This window comes from Lacibacter sp. H375, from assembly GCF_037892425.1.
In the GTDB taxonomy this organism is placed as follows: domain Bacteria; phylum Bacteroidota; class Bacteroidia; order Chitinophagales; family Chitinophagaceae; genus Lacibacter.
The window spans coordinates 2,562,888-2,584,482 of record NZ_JBBKTT010000001.1 but is presented as its reverse complement, the minus strand read 5'-3'; the positions used below and the strand labels follow the sequence as shown (position 1 = coordinate 2,584,482).

Here is a 21,595-nt window from a genome sequence, read left to right as displayed (position 1 = left end):
TCAGACATCCTATATCCGACATTGTATTTATGCAATTAGTTCTCTCGGATCAGTTACTACGCCTGTAACAGCAGCAGCAGCAGCCACCAATGGACTTGCAAGCAATGTTCTTGCACCGGGACCCTGACGACCTTCAAAGTTTCTGTTACTTGTACTTACTGCATATTTACCTGCAGGAATTTTATCATCGTTCATTGCCAAACATGCAGAACAACCGGGCTGACGTAACTGGAAACCTGCTTCCGTCAAAACATCAAGAATACCTTCTTCTTTAATTTGTTGCTCTACAATATGTGAGCCGGGCACTAACCATGCTGTAATATTATCGGCTTTCTTTCTTCCTTTTACAATGCTTGCAAATGCTCTGAAATCTTCAATTCGTCCGTTGGTGCAACTTCCTAAGAACACATAGTCAACCTGCTTCCCAATGATCTTTTCATTTTCAGCAAAGCCCATGTAAGCGAGTGATTTTTTGTAAGAAGCTTCACCATCTTTCACATCAGCAGCAAGAGGAATATTGTGGGTAATACCTGTACCCAAGCCAGGATTTGTACCGTATGTAATTTGTGGTTCTATCTGATCTGCAGTGAAATTCAATTCGAGATCAAACTTTGCATCTGCATCTGTCTTTAATGTTTTCCAATAAGCCAGGCCTTTCTCCCATGCTTCACCTTTTGGTGTAAGGTCTCTTCCTTTTAAATAGTTAAACGTTGTTTCATCGGGAGCAACCATACCACCACGTGCACCCATTTCAATCGAGAGGTTACAAACAGTCATACGACCTTCCATGCTCATGTTCTCAAACACTTCACCGGCAAACTCAATGAAATAACCGGTTGCGCCACTTGCAGAAATCTGTGATAAAATAAATAAAGGCACATCCTTCGGCACAACACCTTTTCCTAATTTACCATTGATGGTGATGCGCATTTTCTTTGGCTTTGGCTGCATGATACATTGCGAGCTCAACACCATCTCCACTTCACTTGTACCGATACCAAATGCAATAGCACCAAACGCACCATGTGTTGAAGTATGCGAATCACCACATACGATCGTCATACCCGGAAGTGTAATTCCATTTTCAGGACCAACCACATGCACAATACCATTTTTCGGATTTCCCAAACCCCAATGCGAAATACCATATTTGGCCGAATTTGTTTCCAATGCTTTCAACTGATTAGCAGAAAGCGGATCCTTCACCGGTAAATGTTGATTGATGGTTGGCGTGTTATGATCGGCCGTTGCAAATGTTTTTTCAGAGAACATCACTTTTAAACCACGGTTTTCTAAACCGAGAAACGCAACCGGGCTGGTTACTTCATGAATAAAATGACGATCAATAAAAAACACATCAGGACCATCCGGAATGCTGCGTACAACATGGGAATCCCAAACCTTATCGAACAAAGTTGTTGGCGTATGACTCATATTCTTTTGTATTAGAAGGATGAAAATTTGCGACCAGATCAGCAATATGTTACAATCAATCGCTTATTACAGCCCAAATGTATTTTTAAATCCTAAATTTGTATAACTGTATTTTTCTATCACTTCAATCGGTAAAACCGATCGATCATTATGGAGCTTCGTCAACTACGTTATTTTATCAGGTCAGCAGAACTGCTCAATTTTACTGAAGCGGCTCATGCTTTGTATATCAGTCAGAGTACTTTGAGCCAGCAGATCAAGCAATTGGAAGATGAATTGGGGATGCCTTTATTCGACCGTATCGGTAAGCGGGTGCGTATTACCGAGGCCGGGAGCTTGTTTTTACCCTATGCCCGGCAAACGATTGCCGATTCAGAAAGCGGTCGCTTTGTAATTAATGACTTGAAAGGAATTAAGACCGGTGAACTGCGGATTGGCGTTACCTATGGTTTGTCGGCATTGCTCACGCCGGTGCTCATCCAGTTTTCTGCACAATACCCCGATGTGAAGATTATTATTGAGTTTGGTACATCAGAAGATTTGCTTGATAAACTGAAGTCGACAAGAGTTGATTTCCTGCTTTCGTTTCTGGAATTGCAGGATAACGATATGTTTATTTCACAGCGGTTGTATGAATCGCCGCTAACATTGGTCGTGCATCCATCGAACCCGATTGCTGATAAAAAAATAGTATCAATAAAAGATTTAAAAGATATTCCGTTGGTGCTGCCTGCAAAAGGATTTCATACAAGACATTTTTTAAATGAAGAGCTGGCGAAAAACAAGGTGGAGCCAAATATTAAAATGGAGTTGAATGATATTAATACACTGCTTCAATTGGTTGAAACAGGGAATTTTTGCACCATCATGACGGTTGCTGCAGCTAAAGGAAGACAGACTTTAAAAACCATTCCTATTAAAGGATTAAACATCATTAGCCAGGCCTCTATTACGTGGCCGAAGGATAGCTATCGAAAAAAAGCTGCATTGGTGTTTACAGAGATGATACAGAAGCAGATGAAGTGATGACGATCTGCACAAAACTATCTGTCAAACAAAAAAGCGCTCTCAACTGAAAGCGCTTTTCTATTATTTTATTGCAATGATTTTATTTTTTGGTCAATTCAAGCTTTACAAGTTTACCATTGATAACTTGCTCAGCTTTTACCCACGTCCAATTACTGTCCCTCATCTTCCAAACACCATCTAAACGTTGTAAAGTGGAGGCTGCATTGTCAGGGTAATCGGCCATGATGGCAATATTCACCCGATCTTCATTCCATGTGCCGGTCGATTCAGTAATTGCATTTTTAATTGCATCAACTTTACGATCTGTTTTAAACTGAAACTCGTAACCATCAAACTCAGGCTTGTAATCGGTGGTACCATCTGTGTATACAGATACCGCCCAACGACCATCGGTCATTGCTTTTACAATTAATGTTTCGGCAATTTGTTCCTGGGTACGCTTTATGGCTTTTTTACAGCCGGAAAGCAGTAATAAACTGAAGGAAAGAATCAATAACTGCTTCATAGATTTCAAGTTAACGGGGTTTAAAAATACAACTTGTTTTGCTGATTTGCCAACAGTATAAGTACGCAAAACCCAACCATCGGGTTTTCAACCGCTTAACTTCCTCTTTCAACGTTTCATTCTGAATTATCTTATTTTTACGACATGCAAATTGGAGATATCGTTCGTTTTCTGGAAACAGTTGCCCCACCCTCCTTACAGGAAGGTTATGACAATTCAGGACTTCTTACCGGTTCACCTGCCTGGGAATGCACGGGGATATTGGTGAGCCTTGATGCAACTGAAGAAGTGATTCTCGAAGCAAAAGAGAAAGGGCTTAACATGGTTGTGGCTCACCACCCCATTGTTTTCAGCGGATTAAAAAAGATCAACGGTAAAACGTATGTAGAGCGTGCCGTGATAGCTTCCATTAAATATGATATTGCCGTTTATGCTATTCATACCAATCTTGATCATGTTATTGCAGGAGTAAATGCAAAGATGGCTGAGCGTCTTGGTTTGGTTAATTGTAAAATACTCCAGCCAAAAACAGCTCTGCTTCGCAAACTGTTCAGCTTTGTACCGGTTTCGCATGCCGAGATCGTTCGCACAGCCATTTTTGAAGCAGGCGGCGGACATATTGGCGACTACAGCGAATGCAGTTTTAATGCCCCGGGTAAGGGAACGTTTAAAGGTGCGCCGGGAACAACTCCTTTTGTTGGCGAACCGGGAATACGACATGAGGAAGAAGAATTGAAGATCGAAGCGATTTTTCCTGCCTGGCTGGAGAAGAATATTGTTGCAGCTATGCTGAAACATCATCCTTATGAAGAACCTGCTTACGATATTATCCAGCTGTCAAATGAATGGAATGCAGTCGGTAGTGGTCTGATCGGTGAATTACCCAACAGTATGACGCCAACCGATTTCCTCCAACTACTTAAGGATCAATTTCAACTTAGTGTAATCCGGCATACTGTTCCTCCTGCCCATGCCATTCATAAAGTGGCGCTTTGTGGCGGTGCCGGTAGCTTTTTAACCAAAACAGCACTTGCTGCCGGGGCACATGCTTTTGCAACCGGTGATGTGAAATACCACGAGTTTTTTGATGCCGAAAGCAGGCTGTTGCTGGCCGACATCGGGCATTGGGAAAGTGAACAGTTTACAATCGATTTACTGGCCGATCATTTGAGCGGGAAATTCCCTACCTTTGCCGTCCTCAAAACTGCTGTGAAAACGAATCCTGTCGAGTATTTCAGATGATTAGAAATACAAACGTACAAGAGAGTGACACAACAAGTGATGAGCAAGGCCTTACCGCCGGTACCAAAAACAAAAAACTTCAAACACAAATATGGCTACTACAAAAGAGTATTCTGTAGAAGAAAAACTGAAGGCACTCATTCGTGTGCAAAAGATCGAAAGCAAACTGGATGAGATCCAGATCCTGAAAGGTGAATTACCGATGGAAGTAAAAGACCTTGAAGATGAAATTGAAGGTTTGAATGCACGTAAGAACCGCATTGAAGAAGAGATCAACGGTATCCAGGAATTCATTCAGAGTAAAAAAGATGCGATCCTTGAATCGCAGGCGTTGCTTGTTAAATACGAAAAGCAAAGTGAGAACGTAAAGAATAACCGTGAGTTTGAAGCCATCAATAAAGAAATTGAGATGCAGGGTCTTGAGATCAAACTTTCTGAAAAGCATATCAGAGACGCAAATGAAGAGTTGATTGAAAAGAGTGAAGTGCTTGAAAAAGCAAAGAAGGCAATTGCAGTAAAAGAAAAAAACCTTGAACACAAGAAAGGTGAATTAGATAAGATTGTTGCTGATACGCAAAAAGAAGAAGATCAATTACGTTCTTTGGTGAATGGTGCAAGAGAAGCTGTTGAAGATCGTTTGATCGCAAGCTTCGATCGTATCCGTAACAGTTACCGCAATGGTTTATCGGTAGTGCCTATTGAGCGTGAAAGCTGTGGTGGTTGTTTCAATACCATTCCTCCGCAACGTCAGAGCGAAATTAAACAACACAAAAAGATCATAGTGTGTGAAAACTGTGGTCGCATTCTTGTGGATGCAGACTTGAATGATTCAGTTGAACCATAAATGATTTTTGAATTTATAAAAAAAGGAGCAATGAAATTTATTGCTCCTTTTTTGTTTAACAACGTTTACGTAACAACAAAGCCTTTCATAAGAAAGGCTTTGTTGTTACTCTTTTGGACACTTATAATTTTACAAACTCCTGCTCATAGGGTTCAAGCCATTTACTTCCTTCTAAACCCCACGCTGCCTGCGTATTCAATTTTAGCCAATAAAAAACTGTTGTTGCAAAACCTGAGTTAGTTAAGAACAGGTTTGTTTTTCCTGCATCTACAACGCTGGAAAAACTGCATGGGAACTCAGGCACCGGCTTCCATTCAAAACTGCTTTGCAAAATGAAATCTTTATTTACTGCGCCCGGTGCATAGTTTTTAAACCTGCCCCCTAAGCCATCAGTGCATGGCCAGTAACCCGTAAGGTTTGCATATTTAGTATGTTGCGTGATGTCTTTAACACAAATGTTTGCAGCAACATCAGCTGAGCTAAGTCCAACATCAAATATTTTAATATCAGACACATTATATGCAACATGAGACGTTAGTGCGTCACCCGCATTACCTTGACTCCAACCTAGGATCAACGGCTGAGGCGATACTATTGTGCCAAACGATGAAATATCTGTTTCATCAATTTTTACAGCATCTCTGTAACGCTTTACCCAACGTTTAGAAGCGCTATCTACAAAAACCAAAGTGAGCGTATGCCAACTGTTATCAACTACAGCAGGAGATTGTGGAAGACCTGGTTGAATACGGACATTCCCACTTGCTCCTCGTAATTGTAAGTTCCAGTTATTGTTACCGCCAGAGAAATAAGCAAAACCGGGATCGCCTGAATCAAGTATGTTACCCGATGCAGGACCTTTCTTTGAAACAAATAAAGGGAACCCGCCACTGCGACTACCTTTTATTTTCATTTCGATTGTCATTGGGCCTGTTCCCGGATTGTATGCAGATGCATCACTCATTACAGCTCTTACTCCTCCCTGTCCTCCTTTAAGTTGCACATTAACGAAAGAACCCTGTTTTGTAAACTCGGTTTGTTTAAACGCTTCGTTGTAGTAAACTGAAAACACAGTTGTTTCCTGAGGAGAAAAACCGCCATAGTTATTACCAACACCACCATGTGTACTCGTAACTACAACCAGCCATTCTTCATTTTTATTATAACCCGGACGGGCTTTCAATGCCATCATCATTTCATTAATATAACCATCAACCTGTACTGCAGCATTTTTATAATCATTGTTACCTTCATTAAAACCACCCGCTTTTCCTGCAATGGCAACCGAGTTAAAATGCACAACCATAAAATCCGGGTTGCCGTTTTTAATTCTTTTTATTGCTGAATCTTTTACAGCTAAATCATTTAATGCAATAACAGGATCCTGCACTTCGGGCACCAGTTTTTCTACCATAGCTGGCCAGGGTGATATGAAAACTGTGCGCATATCATTTCTTGGCGAAGAAAGTATGTAAGAAAATACAGATGGAAAATTAGGGATTGCTCCATGTTGCGGATCGTTAATACCCTGAGTGTAAATAAATGTGCTGTCTTTTATTTTGTGTCTTGAATAAGAGACACCGGTCATCAATGTTTTCCATGACGCAGCGTCGGTACTCAATTCATCTGAAACAGCATCCCAGCTATATTTACTTTTTACAAGCATACCCTGTAATGCGGGCAGCGTCATTTTTTTATATTCAGCAGGCACTGCGCCATCAATACCAATAAACAGAATTCTGCGTGATGCAGGTTTGCTGGTATCGCCAGGTTCCTCAAAATAAGGTGGTGGATCAACATAACGTTTACACGATGCAAGTATTATGATCATCAATCCTGCAGAATAAATTAAGTATCCAATATGCAGTTTGTTCTTTTTCATGTGTAATTTTTTATTTTTTGTAGCCACATGTTATTCGCAATAAATTTTCATCAGTACTGATAGATATTACATCGAAAATTTTACCGCTCATTTCATATTAGTCGTTTATTTCTGATAGAAAATTTAAGGTCTTACGATATTGATTTCTGATAAGGCTGAATTATTACCTGAGGGATCGTTATCGGCAGCTGCAGTAATAACATATCTAAAGTATCGGGTTGTAACATTAGCTGTCAGATTAAAACTTTGCAAGCCTTGCTGGTTTACTAATGTAAACGCACCTGGAATAGTGCTTGCACCGGCAACAAAAGTTACATTGGTCCAATTCACATTATCATCACTTATCTGTACCCTGATATTTTTAACACGGGTAGCTGTCCCTGTTCCGCTTTGCCTTAATGCTGCCGAAAAACCTTTGACTATTGTTTTTACACCCATATCCACGGTAATTGTGTGCGTTGGTGATGTTGGTCCTGTACCAGTACCATAGTTGCTATGCCAGTAAGTTGTGAACGAACCATCAAATGCATTATTAATCGTTCCGTTTGAACCCTCACTTGTTGACCATGAACTTGCAGTTGCAGTCCAGATAGTTCTCCTTTCTGTTGCTTCTCCATCTCCACCCGATTTGGTTAACGGATTATACTTCCATATTTCCTGAAACGATACCGGATAAACATCGGCCATCTTGTTTAATGAAATGGTGCTGACAGTGATACCCCATGCTTTAAAGAAAGCACGCATATCTCTGCGTGTAAATTCACACAATGTTTCATACACAAAATCACGTTTGTTCTGATCGGTTAATGATATCCTGTTTGAACGTCTTGCTTTTTTATAAAGTTCTGTTACAAAACTCCATCCATCAGGTTGGCCTGGATAACCCCAGTTTGCAGGAATCTTACTCATGATCTGGATGAATGGTGTTAAACGTGCAAACGGATCATTTATAGCTGCATCTGTTCCATCAAAATTTCTTGTACCAACAGCAGAAGAAGCCCATGTAATTGCAGCAGGTACAGCAGTAGCGAGTGCCGGATGTTTTGGTGGCCATGCAGATGGTGTGATTGCACTTAAACGGTTTGCCACTTTAAATGCAAAGAAGTTACAGGTTGTTTCGCCTAATGTATTCCAGCTCCAGTAAGTTCCCTGCTGGTTATTGTGACCCACTTCATGAAAAACACCCCAGTTACCACCGCCATTAATAGCACTTACATTGCCTATACCATCGAACCAACTGAAATCATTTTGTACAACAATTGGAAAACCAGAGTGACCATAACCAACAACAGGTTTAATGTCCAGCACAACTCTCCATGGGAGAAGCGGTGCTTTATCAATCGTTTCTGCAGGGTTTGCACTTAATCCTTCCCATTGGTAATAATCAAGATTTATAATATCGTCCCAATCTTCCATTGCTTTTTGTATATCGGCAAACGGACGATCAATGCAATATTGTCGTGGTACCACAAAGATCATATTCGAACTTCTTAATTCGAGCCATGGTACACAGGAAGCACGTATTTGTGTTTGCCACTCGTTTTTATCTGTTATGCCCAATACAAAATCAGGCGACTTCACAACATTGGTAAACGATAAGTTTACAGGAGTTGAAGTGGGACGACCTGCGAAAATATAAATATGTCCTCCATATAAATTCCGTAAATAGTTTCTTCCGGGATTTAATTGACTGCGTGTAAAAATAACAGGGTCACGTGGAGCATTTTGTATAACAGAAAGATTATCTGTCCATGCGCCAATTTGTACAGAGAGTGAATATTCGTTTTGCGGCACATCAATGATCACCAACTCACCCGGTGCAGCATAAAGCCCTGTACTGAATTGCGGGCTTGGCGGAACAGAAATGCGCAACTCATCCTGCACGTTGTTATAATTTAAATTCATTGTAAGATCCACCTTGGTTCTTGGCTCTGATGCGCAAACCAAACCGGGAAATACTCTCGCCTGTGCATATTTACTGGCATCAACATTTTTAATACTGGTATCGATGGTGATACTTCCTGCATTTGCACCATTGCCGGGGGTACCATCCTCAAAATTGTATGCATATTTTTTTCTGCAGGCAGTTGTTGCTATTGACAGAAACAACAGGCAAACCGATAAGCGTTTAACAAGAATAACAGAATTCATGTTTGTTCTTTTTATTGTAACTAGTTTCATTAATCGTTCTTATTTTATCAACCTCCACTTACATCGCTGTAGGTAGGTATCCAGTTTTTACCATCTAATCCCCATGAAGCAGGAACAGTAATACCAAACCATGCATAGATTTGTACCGCCACATCCACCGAATTAGGAACTGTTTTGTAAACAGGTTCACTAACAGGAGGACAAACATTCGTCGTAAGATCATTAAAGCTTCCGGGCGAATAAGATTCGAGTGTGAAGTCACGTCCGAAAGAACTCAGATCACGCAGTTTAAATACGCCGTTTTCATTTACAACGGGGAAACCGGGCCAGAAACCAACAAGATTATTATAATACTGGGTTGATGGTTCGATGCTTGTTGTACAATAAGTATTAGCAATATAAGCGGCAGGTAATGCCACATTATAATATCGGATATCCGTTATTAAATAACCGGGAATGCCTGTATTATTATCGCCGGTAAGGTTGCCTATTGTTAATGGCTGCGGACTGTTCAGATTACCCATATCAGTAATATCAATCGAAGCCGGGCTTGCAGCTGACGGGTATGGTACTCCATCGGTATATGTATAAACTTTCCGTGCAGTTCCTTCTTTACGCACCACCACAGTTAATGTATGCCATTGATTATCGGCAACTGCAAAGCCACGAACCTGGCGGTTACCAAAACCTGTTTGCGAAAAGTTGATTTGCCAGTAATTACCTTCTCTAAATAACAGCCAGCCAACAACACCAGCGGTAAATGATGCCCGTTTAGAAAGAAATGCAGGATAGTTAACACTGTTCGTTGGAAATTTAACCTTGCATTGCACAGTCATTTCAGCACCTGTTCCTAAGTCGTAAAGTGTTCCGCCGCCTGTTACTTTTGCTCTTGTATTTGAAGCAGAAGCAAAGTTGTACAGCGGGGCAGTTCCTGTATAAGGTATCAATGCGCCGGGTTTATTTAAAGCCTTGCTGTTAAACCTAGGATTAAAACAAAAGAAAAACGTATTGTGTCTTGTATCTTCAAATGCCGACCATGAGCCCGATGGATTATAAACTGTATTGCTTCCTTTGTTTGAAGTTATAATCACCATCCAGTTTTCTGATTTGAATGAAGGACGGCTTCTCAATGTTGTTAATATTTCACCGATGTACGCATCGGTTCTTAATATCGCATCTTTATAAGTTGTTGAACCAGCTGTGTAAGATGATGAAGCGCCTGCTTTATCAACATCATGAAATTGCGCCAATACCAGGTCAGGATTTTGTGTGGTTAATTCACTTTTTACTGCTTCTTTAACCGCAGCGTCATCTTCATTGAATGATTCCTTTTTTGTTGCGTCAACGGCAAGCTCAGCAGCAATACTGTTTGATGAAAAGAAAGCAGCTGTTCGCATTCCGGTACGTTGTTGTTTAAGACGTGTAAACAAAGAAGGATAATCTGCAAAACGATTGCCGCTGAAATCTGAACCTGTAACATTATGCTTATTCACCTTTACACCAGTAAGTAAATTCGACCAGCCTAATGTATTTGTAACATCTACATTATCATAATCACTCAATGCATCCCAGGAAAAAATGGAATAATCTACAAGGCTGTTAAGTACCGGAGGGTTAGCTACCTGTACCTGTACACCTACTGCGCCATCAACCACTATTACCAATGTTTTTGGATTAATGACTGTTGTAGAATTTCCACCGCCTGCATTTGCTTCCAGTGGATTCGGAAATGATTTATTACAGCTTGCTGCAATGAACCCTGCCGCAGCAACGAGGAATAAAGCATTTAGATATTTTAATCGTATCATAATCTTATCAATTAATTTGTTAGGTAACCTGTTAGTTTTCCATGCGAAGCTTTACAATATCTGCAACTGTTTTACCATCGAACCTGTCGAAATCACCAACGAGAATTACACCCGGTGTTCCGTTAATAACGATCTGTACAAGATCATTAATGGTACCCCTGAATAAACCTGTATTGTTATAGCCAAGTGCTAAAGCACCGTTGCTTTCAAGTACCATAAACCCGGGGCGAACAATAGACTTATCTGGTGTGGTGATATAATTGTAGTTGTAATGACTAAAGCTGCCTGCAACAATAATTTTTCCATTATTCAATTGTGCGGCAAATGTTGGGATACCACCTGTTGCTTTTCCAAAACGGAAATTTGTATCAGCTGAACCATCAGCATTGATCATAACAACACCGTTAGCATCCTGACCGTTATATTTTTTGAAATCACCAACAAGCAAAAGTTTATTGGTGGTTGCATTATACCTCACCTTATTGATGGGTCCATCAGCTCCAACTCCACCGGGATTAAACGTGGCATCTACCAAACCGTTAGTTGGATTAATGCGGGTGATATAGTTTGTGGCTGTTCCATTATATGTTGTAAAATTTCCAACAATAATGATCTTACCATCGTTCAGCTGCACTGCATCATAAATAAAACCGTTGCCACCTTCATAACCTTCCTTGGTTGCATAGTTGAAGTTGAAAGAAGAATCAAATTCACCGGTAGATTTCATGCGTATCAACTGGCGAACTTTTACAATATCAACAAAAGGACCTGTCTTCGTTGATCGTTCATAAAACGTACTAACATGGCTTGAGAAATTTCCAACTACTGTAATATCACCGTTTGATGAATTGAAAAACATTTTTGTAATACTTCCTGAAGTACCTCCATTTAAAGAAGGAACAGTTGCCTTTCCATCATTTGGGAAATTAACAGGATCGGGATTAATAATATCTACTATTTGTGTTTCCAACACTCCTGCTGATGTTAAACGGGTAATATTATTTATACCATTTGTTGTATCGTAACTGCCAAACGAACCGGCAAGCAGGTACTGACCACCTGGCTGCTGAATTACACTGGTTAAACTTCCTGAAACTCCCGTTTTACCTACCTTCATTTGATCAGCTACTGCTTTGTAAGCACAGTTGAGATCAACAATTGCCATACCTGTAATGGGGTTAGCTGCAGTAGCACTGTTCTGGTAATTACTGAAACGGCCATATAGGAAATAAGAAGTATTATCAGAACGCAGGAAGATGCCATTGATCTCGCCATTTGAAACATACGCATCTGTATTAAAAGAAGCATCAATTGAAAGCTTTCCTTTAATGGTAAACGTAGGACCAAAATAATACTGTCCGTTAATGAGTACGTTTGCTGCACCTGTGCTTGCTCCCAAAGGAACCTTTACCGTAATTGCATTTTCTTCAACTGATATTATTTCTGCTTCGGTAAGATGAACAAAGAATTTAAACTGTCCTTCCTTGCCTTTTAAACCTGTTACATTAAACTTTACAACAGAACCTTCGCTGCCAATTGCAGGATAAGGGCCACCTTCCAGGAATTTCACCAACACAGCAGGAGGATCGGGATAAATATCTACGGGCTCAACCTTCTGTTTTGAGCATGAACCCAAAAGTACAGCTACCAAAAAACAACTCATTGCTCCCAGGAATATTTGTCTGTTCTTTCTTGTCATTACTGAAAAATTTTTAATCGTTTGCTTTATCATGAAAAACGCTTACGCTTTTTATACTCAGTAAATAATGCCTTTGTCAATTACATCTTCAACAAACTGGCCTGTTCCAAATCCGAAAAAGTGATACTGATAATTCAATACATGCACAAACCCGTTTGTGGGTGCAACATTTACAGAAGCCACAATAGCAGGGAACCAACTGTTATAATCTCTCGGTGCTGAAACGGATGGGATGAATGAGATCATCAACTGCCTGTAACCTGCATACTTTACACCACCTGCATCATTATAGATCACACCTATGTTCATAATGTCGCCGAGATAGGAACTATAGATCTGTCCGGGATAAGCTGATAAATTACCTGGATCGAGCTGCGGATAATCGTTCATTGAACGGGCATCTTTAAACAGGTAACGGCACAATTGCTTTTTCCATACCTCCGGCTTAATTTGATCAAGCCTTGTGACACGTGGCTTTCCCTTTGCATCCAGGTACAGATTTAAAACACGCATCGAGAGTGTAATGCATGAATCGGCAGGTGCATAGAAGGTGATCTTTTCATTTTTGAACACATCCTCCATACCTGCAATGCGGATCACTTTCAACAGCGAATCCCACATCTGCGGTTTTGATTTTAAGTAATCAAGTACAGTGCCCTGGTAATTGGGTGTATGCCTCCCCGTATCGGTGAAGTAATCTTTTTTCTGACAACCAAAGGAGATGGTTGTTATGAGAAAAGCGATGATGATGGATCGATTCATATAATTCATCTGCTTAATTTTTTGTTTGTTATTGCCAGTAAGTGTTTAATGTCATGCCCGGATTATTCACCAATGCTGATTGATGAATAGGCCATGTCCATGCACCTGCTTTAAATTGCTCTACCGTGCAATGGTAACCGAACTTGTATGAAGGATCGATAATGCGTTTTGTCCGTACCACATCAAACCAATAATGCCCTTCACCCAATAATTCCCTGCAGCGCTCATAAAAAATATCTGTTTTTAATTCAGCGCCTGCGCTTGTTAAAGGAGCAGCCGCAGCTCTGTCACGTACAATATTCACTTTCTCTTTTGCCTTTACATCGTTACCAAGATTTGCTAATGCTTCTGCATGTAACAGTATAGCATCCGTATAGCGGAAAATGATCTGGCTTGCATCAAACGAAGTACCATCAACAGAATTAGGATCACGGTTCACAAAAAACTTCAGCATTTTAAAACTCCGGTTACCGCTGTACATGGTTGATACATCAAACCAATAATCAGTTCTTTTATCAGCCTGTCCTACGGGGTAAATCGTTTCCATGAATTTTGTATCGTAACTGATATAAGGATGTGTAGGATCGGGAGCAAGACGGTTATAGTAAACAAGATCATAGTAGTAAGACCAGCCAAACGATTCACCATAGTTGGCATTCTGCGGCACTTCAAACAAACCTTCTTTTGAACGGCCTTTAAAAATTTCACCATTGCGTTCCAATGGAAGTAGTGCGTAGGCTCCACCGTTTTCGTTATACAATTCATCACCCAATGCATCTACTGCTTCATAATATCCTTTTTCATTACCTGTATCAAAAGCAGCAAGCCACATGTTGATATGCATTAATAATGCAATAGCCGATCCTCTCATTCCACGCACAGCAACAAACACAGGATCTTTATACGTCCAGGGAAGATCATCTTTCACTGCCATCATATCTGCACGGCAATTTTTTAATACCTCTACCATTGGCATACGTTTCAATGGCGCACTATGGTAGGCATCTGTATAATAAGCAACATCACCCCACTGACGTACCATCAGGAAATAAGCCATGTTGCGGATAAAGATGGCTTCTGCCTTGTATTGCTTTTTATCTGCGTCTGTTAATGAAGGATCGGGCACACCATCAACACGATCAACAGCAATATTAGCCGCAGCGATCACTTTATAAAAATTATCCCACTGGCTGAAACGGATCATGTTAAACACACGATACCAGTTATTACCACCACTTGGCGCATCAACAAAAAGTGCCTTGATATTATTGTTTGATAAGTTGGCGACATACGTACGTCCCCAACCGATCTCCGTATTCTCTTTTGCCATACCACCTCTCAGGTCGCCTGAAAAAGCAAAGAAGGGAAAGTTGAATGAACTTGCATCTGCTTTCATATCAAGTCTTGCAACAGATTTGCGCAACAACTCATACATACCATTGGTATAGTTCTCCAGGTCGGTTCTTGTTTTCCAGAAATTATTTCCTGAAAGTGCATTGGGCGGATCAAGACTTAAATATTTTTTGCAACCACTGCCAAACAGAAGTAATGTGGTAATTGCAAGTATGCTGATAATACGTTTCATCTGATTTTTGTTTTTCTTTTACAATTAAAACTGAACATTTACACCAACTGCATAGCTCCGTGCATTAGGATAACCGCCGGAATTATCTCTTCCTAACTGTGTAACCAATTCAGGATCGGGGCCGCTGTAATTTGAAAATGTAAATACATTATTGGCAGTTAACGTAAGTCTGCATGAGGTCATCTTAAATCTGCTGATGAGTTTTCTATCGAGGTTGTAAGCCAATACGATGTTGTTTATTTTCCAGTAAGAACCATCTTCAAGGAACAAGGTTTGGTTACTACGGAACGGTTGCATTACACCTGCTCTTCTGAAATCGAAAGGATTTGGATATTGCGCATTTACAGTACCGCTTCCTTTATCTGATGGAGATGGTTTCCAGTAATTGTATTGATCAATAGGAACCAATGCTCCCGGTGCCACACCAATTGAAGCAGGGTTACCAAAGTTTTGCATTGTTCTCGACAATGAAGCATTCAACAGATCACGAAACAGTGTGTATGATGCATTAATGTTTAACTGGAAGTTTCTGAACTGCATTTGCGAAAGAATACCGCCATTCACTTTTGGTATAGGATTACCAATGGGCAACAGATCTTTTTCATCAATGATGTAATCACCGTTCACATCGGTCCAACGTGGATCACCTCCCTGGAAATAATAACCTGTACCTGAACCCAACTGTTGACGTCTTCCTGTTGCAATATTCACCGGCACATCCGACGTGCCGGCATAAACACCCTGCGTATGATAAATGAGGTTTGATATAGCGTTACGTCCTATCCTGTAAATAACCGGAACATCGCTTCCGTTATCTTTTACTTCCTGCCGCAATTGGCGAAGATTATCAGGAAGCTTGGTGAGTATTTCACGGTTAAATGCACCGTTTACAGAGAGCGTCCATTGGAATGGCTTGCTTTGTTTAAACATTCGTACTGTAGCAGACCATTCCATACCATAGTTCACGAGACTAACTGCATTTGTTTGCAATTCGGCAAACCCACTGGTGTTGGCCAGTTTGATTTTCATGATCTGGTTATCGATCGACCTGTAATAGGATTCGTATGTAAGCTGCAACGCATTGTTGAATAACCCTAATTCAATACCTGCATTTGTTGATGTTTGTGTTTCAGGGAGGAAGTTCTCATTCGGAATTGTTGCATAATCAATCGTTACAGTTGGGTTATTGTTGTAAGGCAAACCAACAATGTAGCGACCATATGTATCAAATATAGTTCCGGTAGGTTTAATGTTACGTCCCCATGATGCTCTGGCAGATCCGTAACTTAACCACGTAATTTTCTCCAGCCATTTTTCACGGTTAAAATTCCATCTCGCACTCACAGAAGGATTTTGTGAATACGGTTGTTTTGAACCGGTGGTTGATAATCCATCAAAACGGATATTGAAATCAATTACATACTTACGATCGAAGTTGTATGAAACAGAACCGCCATAACCATGTTGTCTTGTTTCCCTGATATTATTCATTGTACCGCCACGTGAACTTCCCCATCCATAACCTATAGGACCTGTTATCTGATCATTTGCAGTACGATCTAAACGAACAGCGTTTGCACGATAACCGTAAGAATTGATCTCATTAAAAACAAACGCATTAAAATTATGCAGGTTGTATAATGTTTTTGTGAAATTGATATTAGAACGGTTGTATAACGTGTACGTCCTGTCATTATAACTGTACGATTCTGAAGAGCCGTTACTGAGAAACGAAGGGGTAAACCGATCGGCTGTACCTGAATTAAAATTGTAACTAAGAAGGTTACCAATACGTAAACCTTTTAATGGCTCATATGAAAGATCGAGGCTGGAAGAAATATTCGCTGTCTTGTTATTATTGGTAACTCTTGCAGCAGCAAGAGCGCTGTTATTTTCAGAGAACAGTGATGGTGAAGGCAGTAACGATGAAGAAGATCCGCCACTTGCCACACCTGTTTGTATTAAACCAACACCACTGCCGTTTTGTTTTTGGCCAAGTGAACTTGAAAGACTTACTAGCATCCGCAATTGATTGGTAGGCGCATACTGTGCATTCATACTAAGCGAATAACGTTTAAAGCCCGTGTTCTGCACAATACCATTTTCCTGGTAATAGTTAAGATTGGTTTTATAATTAAACCTGTCATCACCACCACGGATACTTACGTTATGCTGCTGATTATATGTTGTACGGTAAAAATAATCCTGCCAGTTTGTTGAGTTGTTGTAGTAAGGATTAAGACTATCGGATAAAAACGGGGTTTGATTGATCAGCGCCTGTGCTGCTGCAGCAGAAGTATCATAATCAAGAATGGTACGTATGCGAAACAAACGTTCTTCCTTACCACCAAGTACTTCACGCAAACGTGGTGGTGCTTTTACAAAGAAGTTAGATGAGTACTGTACAATGGGTACTTTTGATTTACCTCTTCTTGTAGTAACAATGATAACACCATAGGCAGCTCTTGCTCCATAAACCGACGTTGCTGCTGCATCACGCAACACTTCCATCTGCTCAATATCTTCAGGTGGTATTAAGGCTAGTGGATTGATACCAGCACCACCACTTTGAAATCCATATTCATAATTTGTATTTACATCAACGGGCACACCATCGATCACAAATAAAGGTGATGTTGGTGTTAAGAAACCATCACTGCTGATATTGATGCTTGATATACCACGTAAGTTAATGGTGCCCATACCGCCGGGTGAACCTGAGTTATTCTGTACGTTTAATCCTGCCACTTTACCCTGTAACAGTTCAACCACGTTTGATACAGGCACATCCTGCAATGCTTTACCACTTACAACAGTGCTTGAACCTGTTGCTGTTTCTTTTGTTTTTTGACGGAACCCCTGTATCACTACTTCCTGCATGGTATTATCCTTAACAGAAAGTGATATTGTTACAGATGAGTTACTTGAAAGAAATGTTTTACGCATAGCAGCGTATCCGGAGTGTGTAAACACAAGTTCAGTTCCCGCATCAATGGTAACCGTAAATGCACCGTTTGCATCGGTAGTTGCAATGGTTTTAGAAGGCTTGGCGGTTGATACCGTTACACCCTGCATAGCAGTTTGCTGTGCATTATCTTTAACAACACCTTTCACTGTTATCTTATTTTGTGCATTGGCATGCACAGAAAAAAGAAGGGTGAAAGCCAGTATGACGATACAGGGTGACAATCTCATTGCAATTAGTTTTTGTGTTTTTATACTAAACATGTGTGCCAGTGTTAATCGTTGGTAAATTTTGGATTATCGTTTTTGAACGCAAACACTATCTCCCAATCACCGGGTTCATAAATAGCAAAGTCAAGGCCTAGCAATGCATCTTCTCTTGAACCATTATAACCAAGACGTGAGTAACCGAAACGTACTCTGGCACGGCGCCCGTCAGATGATGTAAAGCGTGTAGGTATTTCAACAGCAGGAATCGGATAAACCATTTTATAAGTAACACCTGTCGCTGTCATCACTTTCTCAAACCCATGAACAAGATTGTTCCAATCAGTTTCTGCAAACTTTGCAGGATCAATTGGATTATATAATGTATCCAGGAAGCGGAAGGTTAATGTATTGGTTGATGGAACTCCAACTTTTACAATTTTGCGTATGTACACATCAATATCGTTGTACGAGAGATAGCGGTTTGTATTGGCTCCCTTTATATTAATTATAGCAGAAGCATATACTCCGTTTGTTGTTGGCTGACCTGTTGATGCATTGTAGTTAGATGGTTCATACGGACGTTCTTTCAATGGCATCAGCTTCAGGTTGCGGTAAAATCTGCGACCACCGGAGTTTGAAAGCTCCACATCAAATAAATAACCTGAATCGGGTTGTGATCTGATAAATGCTGATTTTGCTTCAGTCCACATTGTGAATGCACCTGAGTGTGGTCCTATTTCAAATAACGGACGGTATTGCTTTTCACGTTTTGTTTCAATCTCTGCAACTGACTTTTCTGTACCATCGTATGCCTGTTTCCAAACCATCACAGGAAATACATCTGTGAGTTCCGGTGCAGGATCACCATTTCTTCTCCGTGGGTTCACGATCTTAAAATCAGACGGATAGGTTGTACTGCCTTGGTAAAAATTATCAGTAAAGAAAGTGGTGCGGCCTAAAACCGGTTGATAAGTATCAATGGTGTATTGCGAATCGGCACCAACCGTTTCCCTTTCTTTCGGCAGGTATTTTTTGCAGGCACTTACAGCCAGCAATACTGCAACTGCAACAAGGTAATAACGGCGGCTATGTCCTATATTTTTTAAGCTTGTGTTCATCTTTATCTTCTGTTTATAAGAAAATGAGAGTTGATAAAACCTATCGTTTATTAACCCGTTTAATAAAATCGTTACCAAATCCAAAGTCGTGACCTGCAGGTAACAGATGCAGCATACCGTTTGATGTTTTAATATCAACCGTGATTGTATTTACTCGTATCCAATTACGTGTGAAAATGGAATTACGTGGATCGCTGAATGTAATGGCCTTGGGGCCGCCACCTAAATAACCCGATGCGTTGGTAGCCACATACTGCAACTGCATGTTGTAATCGTAGCGATACGATGCATACAGTTTGCCATCTGTAAATCCTTTTAAACTATCAGTATGTTGCAATCCCGGAATAATATAACGGCAAACAAACGTATCAAGCAAAGCAGAATCAATTGTAGCCAGAGATACCTGTGCCATTGCAGGAATAGAATCTTTACGTGCCTGGTTTATATTGAACAACGCCAGTTCAAAACTTCTGTTGTTGGCTGCAAACAAGGTTATGTTGCCGCTCTTTAACGCATCAGATAAACCTGTTAAGCGGTTTGCAACAAACAGGAGCGAATCATACAAACCTGTTTGCGCAGTAAGGTATTCATACGTTGTACCTTTGAAGGTGCCAGCCGTGTTATTATAATCGTAATAGGTTTTGTCGGTCTTGCTGCAGCTGGTTAGTGCTATCACTATCAACAAACCCGCAGCGATCAACAAATAATTTTTTCTGATAAAACTCATTCTGTGCGTTTTTACTTTTATTGAAAAAGTTTCTTTTGCTTAAACAACCGGTTATTGCCAATAACTGTTTTGCGTGATCTTTGAATTCCTGTTCAATACTTCCTGTGCTATCGGCCAATAAACTCCACCCTTATCGATCAGCTCATTAAAAGCAGGATTTGTACGTTTTAACCTGTTAAAACGTACGAGGTCGTACCATCTCCAGCCTTCGCCCATTAACTCTCTTCTTCTTTCTGCAAACACTTCTGTTAAGATATCTCTTGATGGCGCCGGAGAAATGGATGCAAGCCCCCTGATACTTCTGATACCATTTAACTCCTGGTAAGAAGCATCTGTTTGTCCCAGTACAGCCAACGCTTCCGCACGCAATAATTTTATTTCTTCAAGGCGTGTAAATACAATGGATGAATTGAATACAGCAAACTGTCCTGCGTTACCCACGTTACCATCCACCACTCTTATCTTCTTGAACACAGGAACTGCTGCACTATAGTTTTCAAAGTAATTGGTATAAATTGTTTGCTGTACAGAAGCAGGATCAACACCAAAGCGTTGATCGGTACCACCGTTGCTACGTGGAAATGCTGCAGCAATAGAATCTTTTGAAACATATATTTCTGGCAACTGTTTCGACATTGGGTAAAGCGTTGTTGTTGCCAATGTGAGTTGCTCTATATGACCTTCTGAAGTTGTTTCACCCATATTGCGGTTAAAGCTGAAACCAACAAGCTGGTTGTAGTTATTATTTACACCGCTGTTAAATAATGTTGTTACAAGGTTTGTAGTTGTAACCAGCGAAAGATTACTTTTTGTTGCATTGTTCACCACAAACTCTGTGTAAACTGCTACATCAATATAACGGCCCTGCCATGCAGCAATATGTGCCAGCATTGCATATGCAGCCAATCTTGTTATAGGTGCATTTAACCATTGTGAAGAATTATAGCCGTAATAATTATTGGGAAATATCTGTGCAGGATCAATACCTGAATACAGGAAAGGAAGATTAGGTGCAACAGCAATCAGTTCCTGCTCTGCAAAAGAAAGAACTGTGGCCTGACTTGTGCGTGGCAGTTCATCGAAGCTTCCTTCTTTTGTATTGATGATGAGCGGAACATCACCCCATATCCTTGCCATATAGAAATAAGTGAATGCACGGATGGCTCTTGCCTGAGCCACATCAAGCTTATAATACGATTCCGTATAACGTTGATCGGCTTTACAACCTGCAACACGTTCAATAAACAAATTGCTTGCATTGATAACTGCATAAAAACGACGCCAGTTTGTAACAGCTTCAATTGTCGGGAACGATGCATTGAGGTTTCCTTCGATCACCGCTTTCAGATCGGGACGATATACTGATTGAAAATCGCCGTTCCTTAATTCGCCCCACATCCAATGCGCATTGTTATCTGCAACAGCTGCACGCAGCAATCCATATAAACCAATGAGCCCGCTTCTTGCATCTTCATACGAATCCCAATGCCCTTTTTCATCTGCCTGGCGGGATGATTGAATGTCCAGTTGTTTATTACAAGCTCCCATGAAAAGCACCAACCCTGTTGCAAGCACCAGTTTTTTTCCAATGCTTATCACCTTGTTTCTTGTTACTGACGTATTCTTCATGTTTCC

At 40.5% G+C, this 21,595-nt stretch carries 15 protein-coding genes; 3 read left to right on the top strand and 12 right to left on the bottom strand.

Annotated elements, in window-relative coordinates; all coding sequences use genetic code 11:
* Positions 1-27: 27 nt before the first annotated feature.
* Entirely contained in the window at positions 28-1,434 is a 1,407-nt protein-coding gene (gene leuC / locus WG954_RS11265) for a 3-isopropylmalate dehydratase large subunit (RefSeq protein WP_340436496.1), read from the bottom strand.
* 150 nt (positions 1,435-1,584) lie between these two features.
* Between leuC and WG954_RS11260 the strand changes: the two genes are divergently transcribed.
* Positions 1,585-2,460, top strand: a complete 876-nt coding sequence (locus tag WG954_RS11260) for a LysR substrate-binding domain-containing protein (RefSeq protein ID WP_340436494.1) — start codon at positions 1,585-1,587, stop codon at positions 2,458-2,460.
* Positions 2,461-2,542: 82 nt separating this feature from the next.
* Here the strand turns inward: WG954_RS11260 and WG954_RS11255 are convergent, their stop codons facing one another.
* Positions 2,543-2,968: a hypothetical protein gene (locus WG954_RS11255; RefSeq protein ID WP_340436492.1), complete on the bottom strand. Its 426-nt coding sequence runs from the start codon at positions 2,966-2,968 to the stop codon at positions 2,543-2,545.
* 144 nt (positions 2,969-3,112) lie between these two features.
* Between WG954_RS11255 and WG954_RS11250 the strand changes: the two genes are divergently transcribed.
* Together WG954_RS11250 and WG954_RS11245 are read left to right on the top strand one after the other, a co-directional pair.
* Entirely contained in the window at positions 3,113-4,210 is a 1,098-nt protein-coding gene (locus WG954_RS11250; protein ID WP_340436490.1) for a Nif3-like dinuclear metal center hexameric protein, read from the top strand.
* Positions 4,211-4,301: 91 nt separating this feature from the next.
* On the top strand, positions 4,302-5,054 hold the full coding sequence (locus WG954_RS11245; protein WP_182805032.1) for a zinc ribbon domain-containing protein: 753 nt from the start codon (positions 4,302-4,304) through the stop codon (positions 5,052-5,054).
* Between the two features lie 121 nt (positions 5,055-5,175).
* Here the strand turns inward: WG954_RS11245 and WG954_RS11240 are convergent, their stop codons facing one another.
* The 10 genes from WG954_RS11240 to WG954_RS11195 form a co-directional block, all read right to left on the bottom strand.
* Positions 5,176-6,936, bottom strand: a complete 1,761-nt coding sequence (locus WG954_RS11240; RefSeq protein WP_340436487.1) for an alkaline phosphatase family protein — start codon at positions 6,934-6,936, stop codon at positions 5,176-5,178.
* Between the two features lie 123 nt (positions 6,937-7,059).
* Positions 7,060-9,087 carry a M60 family metallopeptidase gene (locus WG954_RS11235; protein WP_340436486.1) on the bottom strand — a complete coding sequence of 676 codons (2,028 nt, stop codon included), beginning with the start codon at positions 9,085-9,087 and terminating at the stop codon, positions 7,060-7,062.
* A gap of 47 nt (positions 9,088-9,134) precedes the next feature.
* Entirely contained in the window at positions 9,135-10,895 is a 1,761-nt protein-coding gene (locus tag WG954_RS11230) for a DUF4983 domain-containing protein (RefSeq protein WP_340436485.1), read from the bottom strand.
* 31 nt (positions 10,896-10,926) lie between these two features.
* Positions 10,927-12,594 (bottom strand): DUF5008 domain-containing protein, encoded by a 1,668-nt coding sequence (locus tag WG954_RS11225; protein ID WP_340436483.1) that lies wholly within the window; start codon positions 12,592-12,594, stop codon positions 10,927-10,929.
* 57 nt (positions 12,595-12,651) lie between these two features.
* A complete protein-coding gene (locus tag WG954_RS11220; protein WP_340436481.1) occupies positions 12,652-13,365 on the bottom strand; it encodes a hypothetical protein in 714 nt (237 codons plus the stop codon).
* A 19-nt stretch (positions 13,366-13,384) separates the two neighbouring features.
* Complete coding sequence (locus WG954_RS11215; RefSeq protein WP_340436478.1) at positions 13,385-14,941, bottom strand: RagB/SusD family nutrient uptake outer membrane protein; 1,557 nt, start codon at positions 14,939-14,941, stop codon at positions 13,385-13,387.
* A gap of 24 nt (positions 14,942-14,965) precedes the next feature.
* Positions 14,966-18,136: a SusC/RagA family TonB-linked outer membrane protein gene (locus WG954_RS11210; protein ID WP_340436476.1), complete on the bottom strand. Its 3,171-nt coding sequence runs from the start codon at positions 18,134-18,136 to the stop codon at positions 14,966-14,968.
* Between the two features lie 44 nt (positions 18,137-18,180).
* Entirely contained in the window at positions 18,181-19,233 is a 1,053-nt protein-coding gene (locus WG954_RS11205; RefSeq protein ID WP_340436474.1) for a DUF5007 domain-containing protein, read from the bottom strand.
* Between the two features lie 40 nt (positions 19,234-19,273).
* The gene (locus WG954_RS11200) at positions 19,274-19,960 is read right to left on the bottom strand and encodes a fasciclin domain-containing protein (RefSeq protein ID WP_340436472.1); all 687 of its coding nucleotides are present in this window, start codon (positions 19,958-19,960) and stop codon (positions 19,274-19,276) included.
* Between the two features lie 51 nt (positions 19,961-20,011).
* A complete protein-coding gene (locus tag WG954_RS11195) occupies positions 20,012-21,589 on the bottom strand; it encodes a RagB/SusD family nutrient uptake outer membrane protein (RefSeq protein ID WP_340436470.1) in 1,578 nt (525 codons plus the stop codon).
* Between the last annotated feature and the right edge of the window lie 6 nt (positions 21,590-21,595).

Bases quoted from the DNA above. Each gene is read 5' to 3' on its own strand.
- leuC (WP_340436496.1), bottom strand. From the start codon at position 1,434: ATGAGTCATACGCCAACAACTTTGTTCGATAAGGTTTGGGATTCCCAT.
- WG954_RS11260 (WP_340436494.1), top strand. From the start codon at position 1,585: ATGGAGCTTCGTCAACTACGTTATTTTATCAGGTCAGCAGAACTGCTC.
- WG954_RS11255 (WP_340436492.1), bottom strand. From the start codon at position 2,968: ATGAAGCAGTTATTGATTCTTTCCTTCAGTTTATTACTGCTTTCCGGC.
- WG954_RS11250 (WP_340436490.1), top strand. From the start codon at position 3,113: ATGCAAATTGGAGATATCGTTCGTTTTCTGGAAACAGTTGCCCCACCC.
- WG954_RS11245 (WP_182805032.1), top strand. From the start codon at position 4,302: ATGGCTACTACAAAAGAGTATTCTGTAGAAGAAAAACTGAAGGCACTC.
- WG954_RS11240 (WP_340436487.1), bottom strand. From the start codon at position 6,936: ATGAAAAAGAACAAACTGCATATTGGATACTTAATTTATTCTGCAGGA.
- WG954_RS11235 (WP_340436486.1), bottom strand. From the start codon at position 9,087: ATGAATTCTGTTATTCTTGTTAAACGCTTATCGGTTTGCCTGTTGTTT.
- WG954_RS11230 (WP_340436485.1), bottom strand. From the start codon at position 10,895: ATGATACGATTAAAATATCTAAATGCTTTATTCCTCGTTGCTGCGGCA.
- WG954_RS11225 (WP_340436483.1), bottom strand. From the start codon at position 12,594: ATGACAAGAAAGAACAGACAAATATTCCTGGGAGCAATGAGTTGTTTT.
- WG954_RS11220 (WP_340436481.1), bottom strand. From the start codon at position 13,365: ATGAATTATATGAATCGATCCATCATCATCGCTTTTCTCATAACAACC.
- WG954_RS11215 (WP_340436478.1), bottom strand. From the start codon at position 14,941: ATGAAACGTATTATCAGCATACTTGCAATTACCACATTACTTCTGTTT.
- WG954_RS11210 (WP_340436476.1), bottom strand. From the start codon at position 18,136: ATGAGATTGTCACCCTGTATCGTCATACTGGCTTTCACCCTTCTTTTT.
- WG954_RS11205 (WP_340436474.1), bottom strand. From the start codon at position 19,233: ATGAACACAAGCTTAAAAAATATAGGACATAGCCGCCGTTATTACCTT.
- WG954_RS11200 (WP_340436472.1), bottom strand. From the start codon at position 19,960: ATGAGTTTTATCAGAAAAAATTATTTGTTGATCGCTGCGGGTTTGTTG.
- WG954_RS11195 (WP_340436470.1), bottom strand. From the start codon at position 21,589: ATGAAGAATACGTCAGTAACAAGAAACAAGGTGATAAGCATTGGAAAA.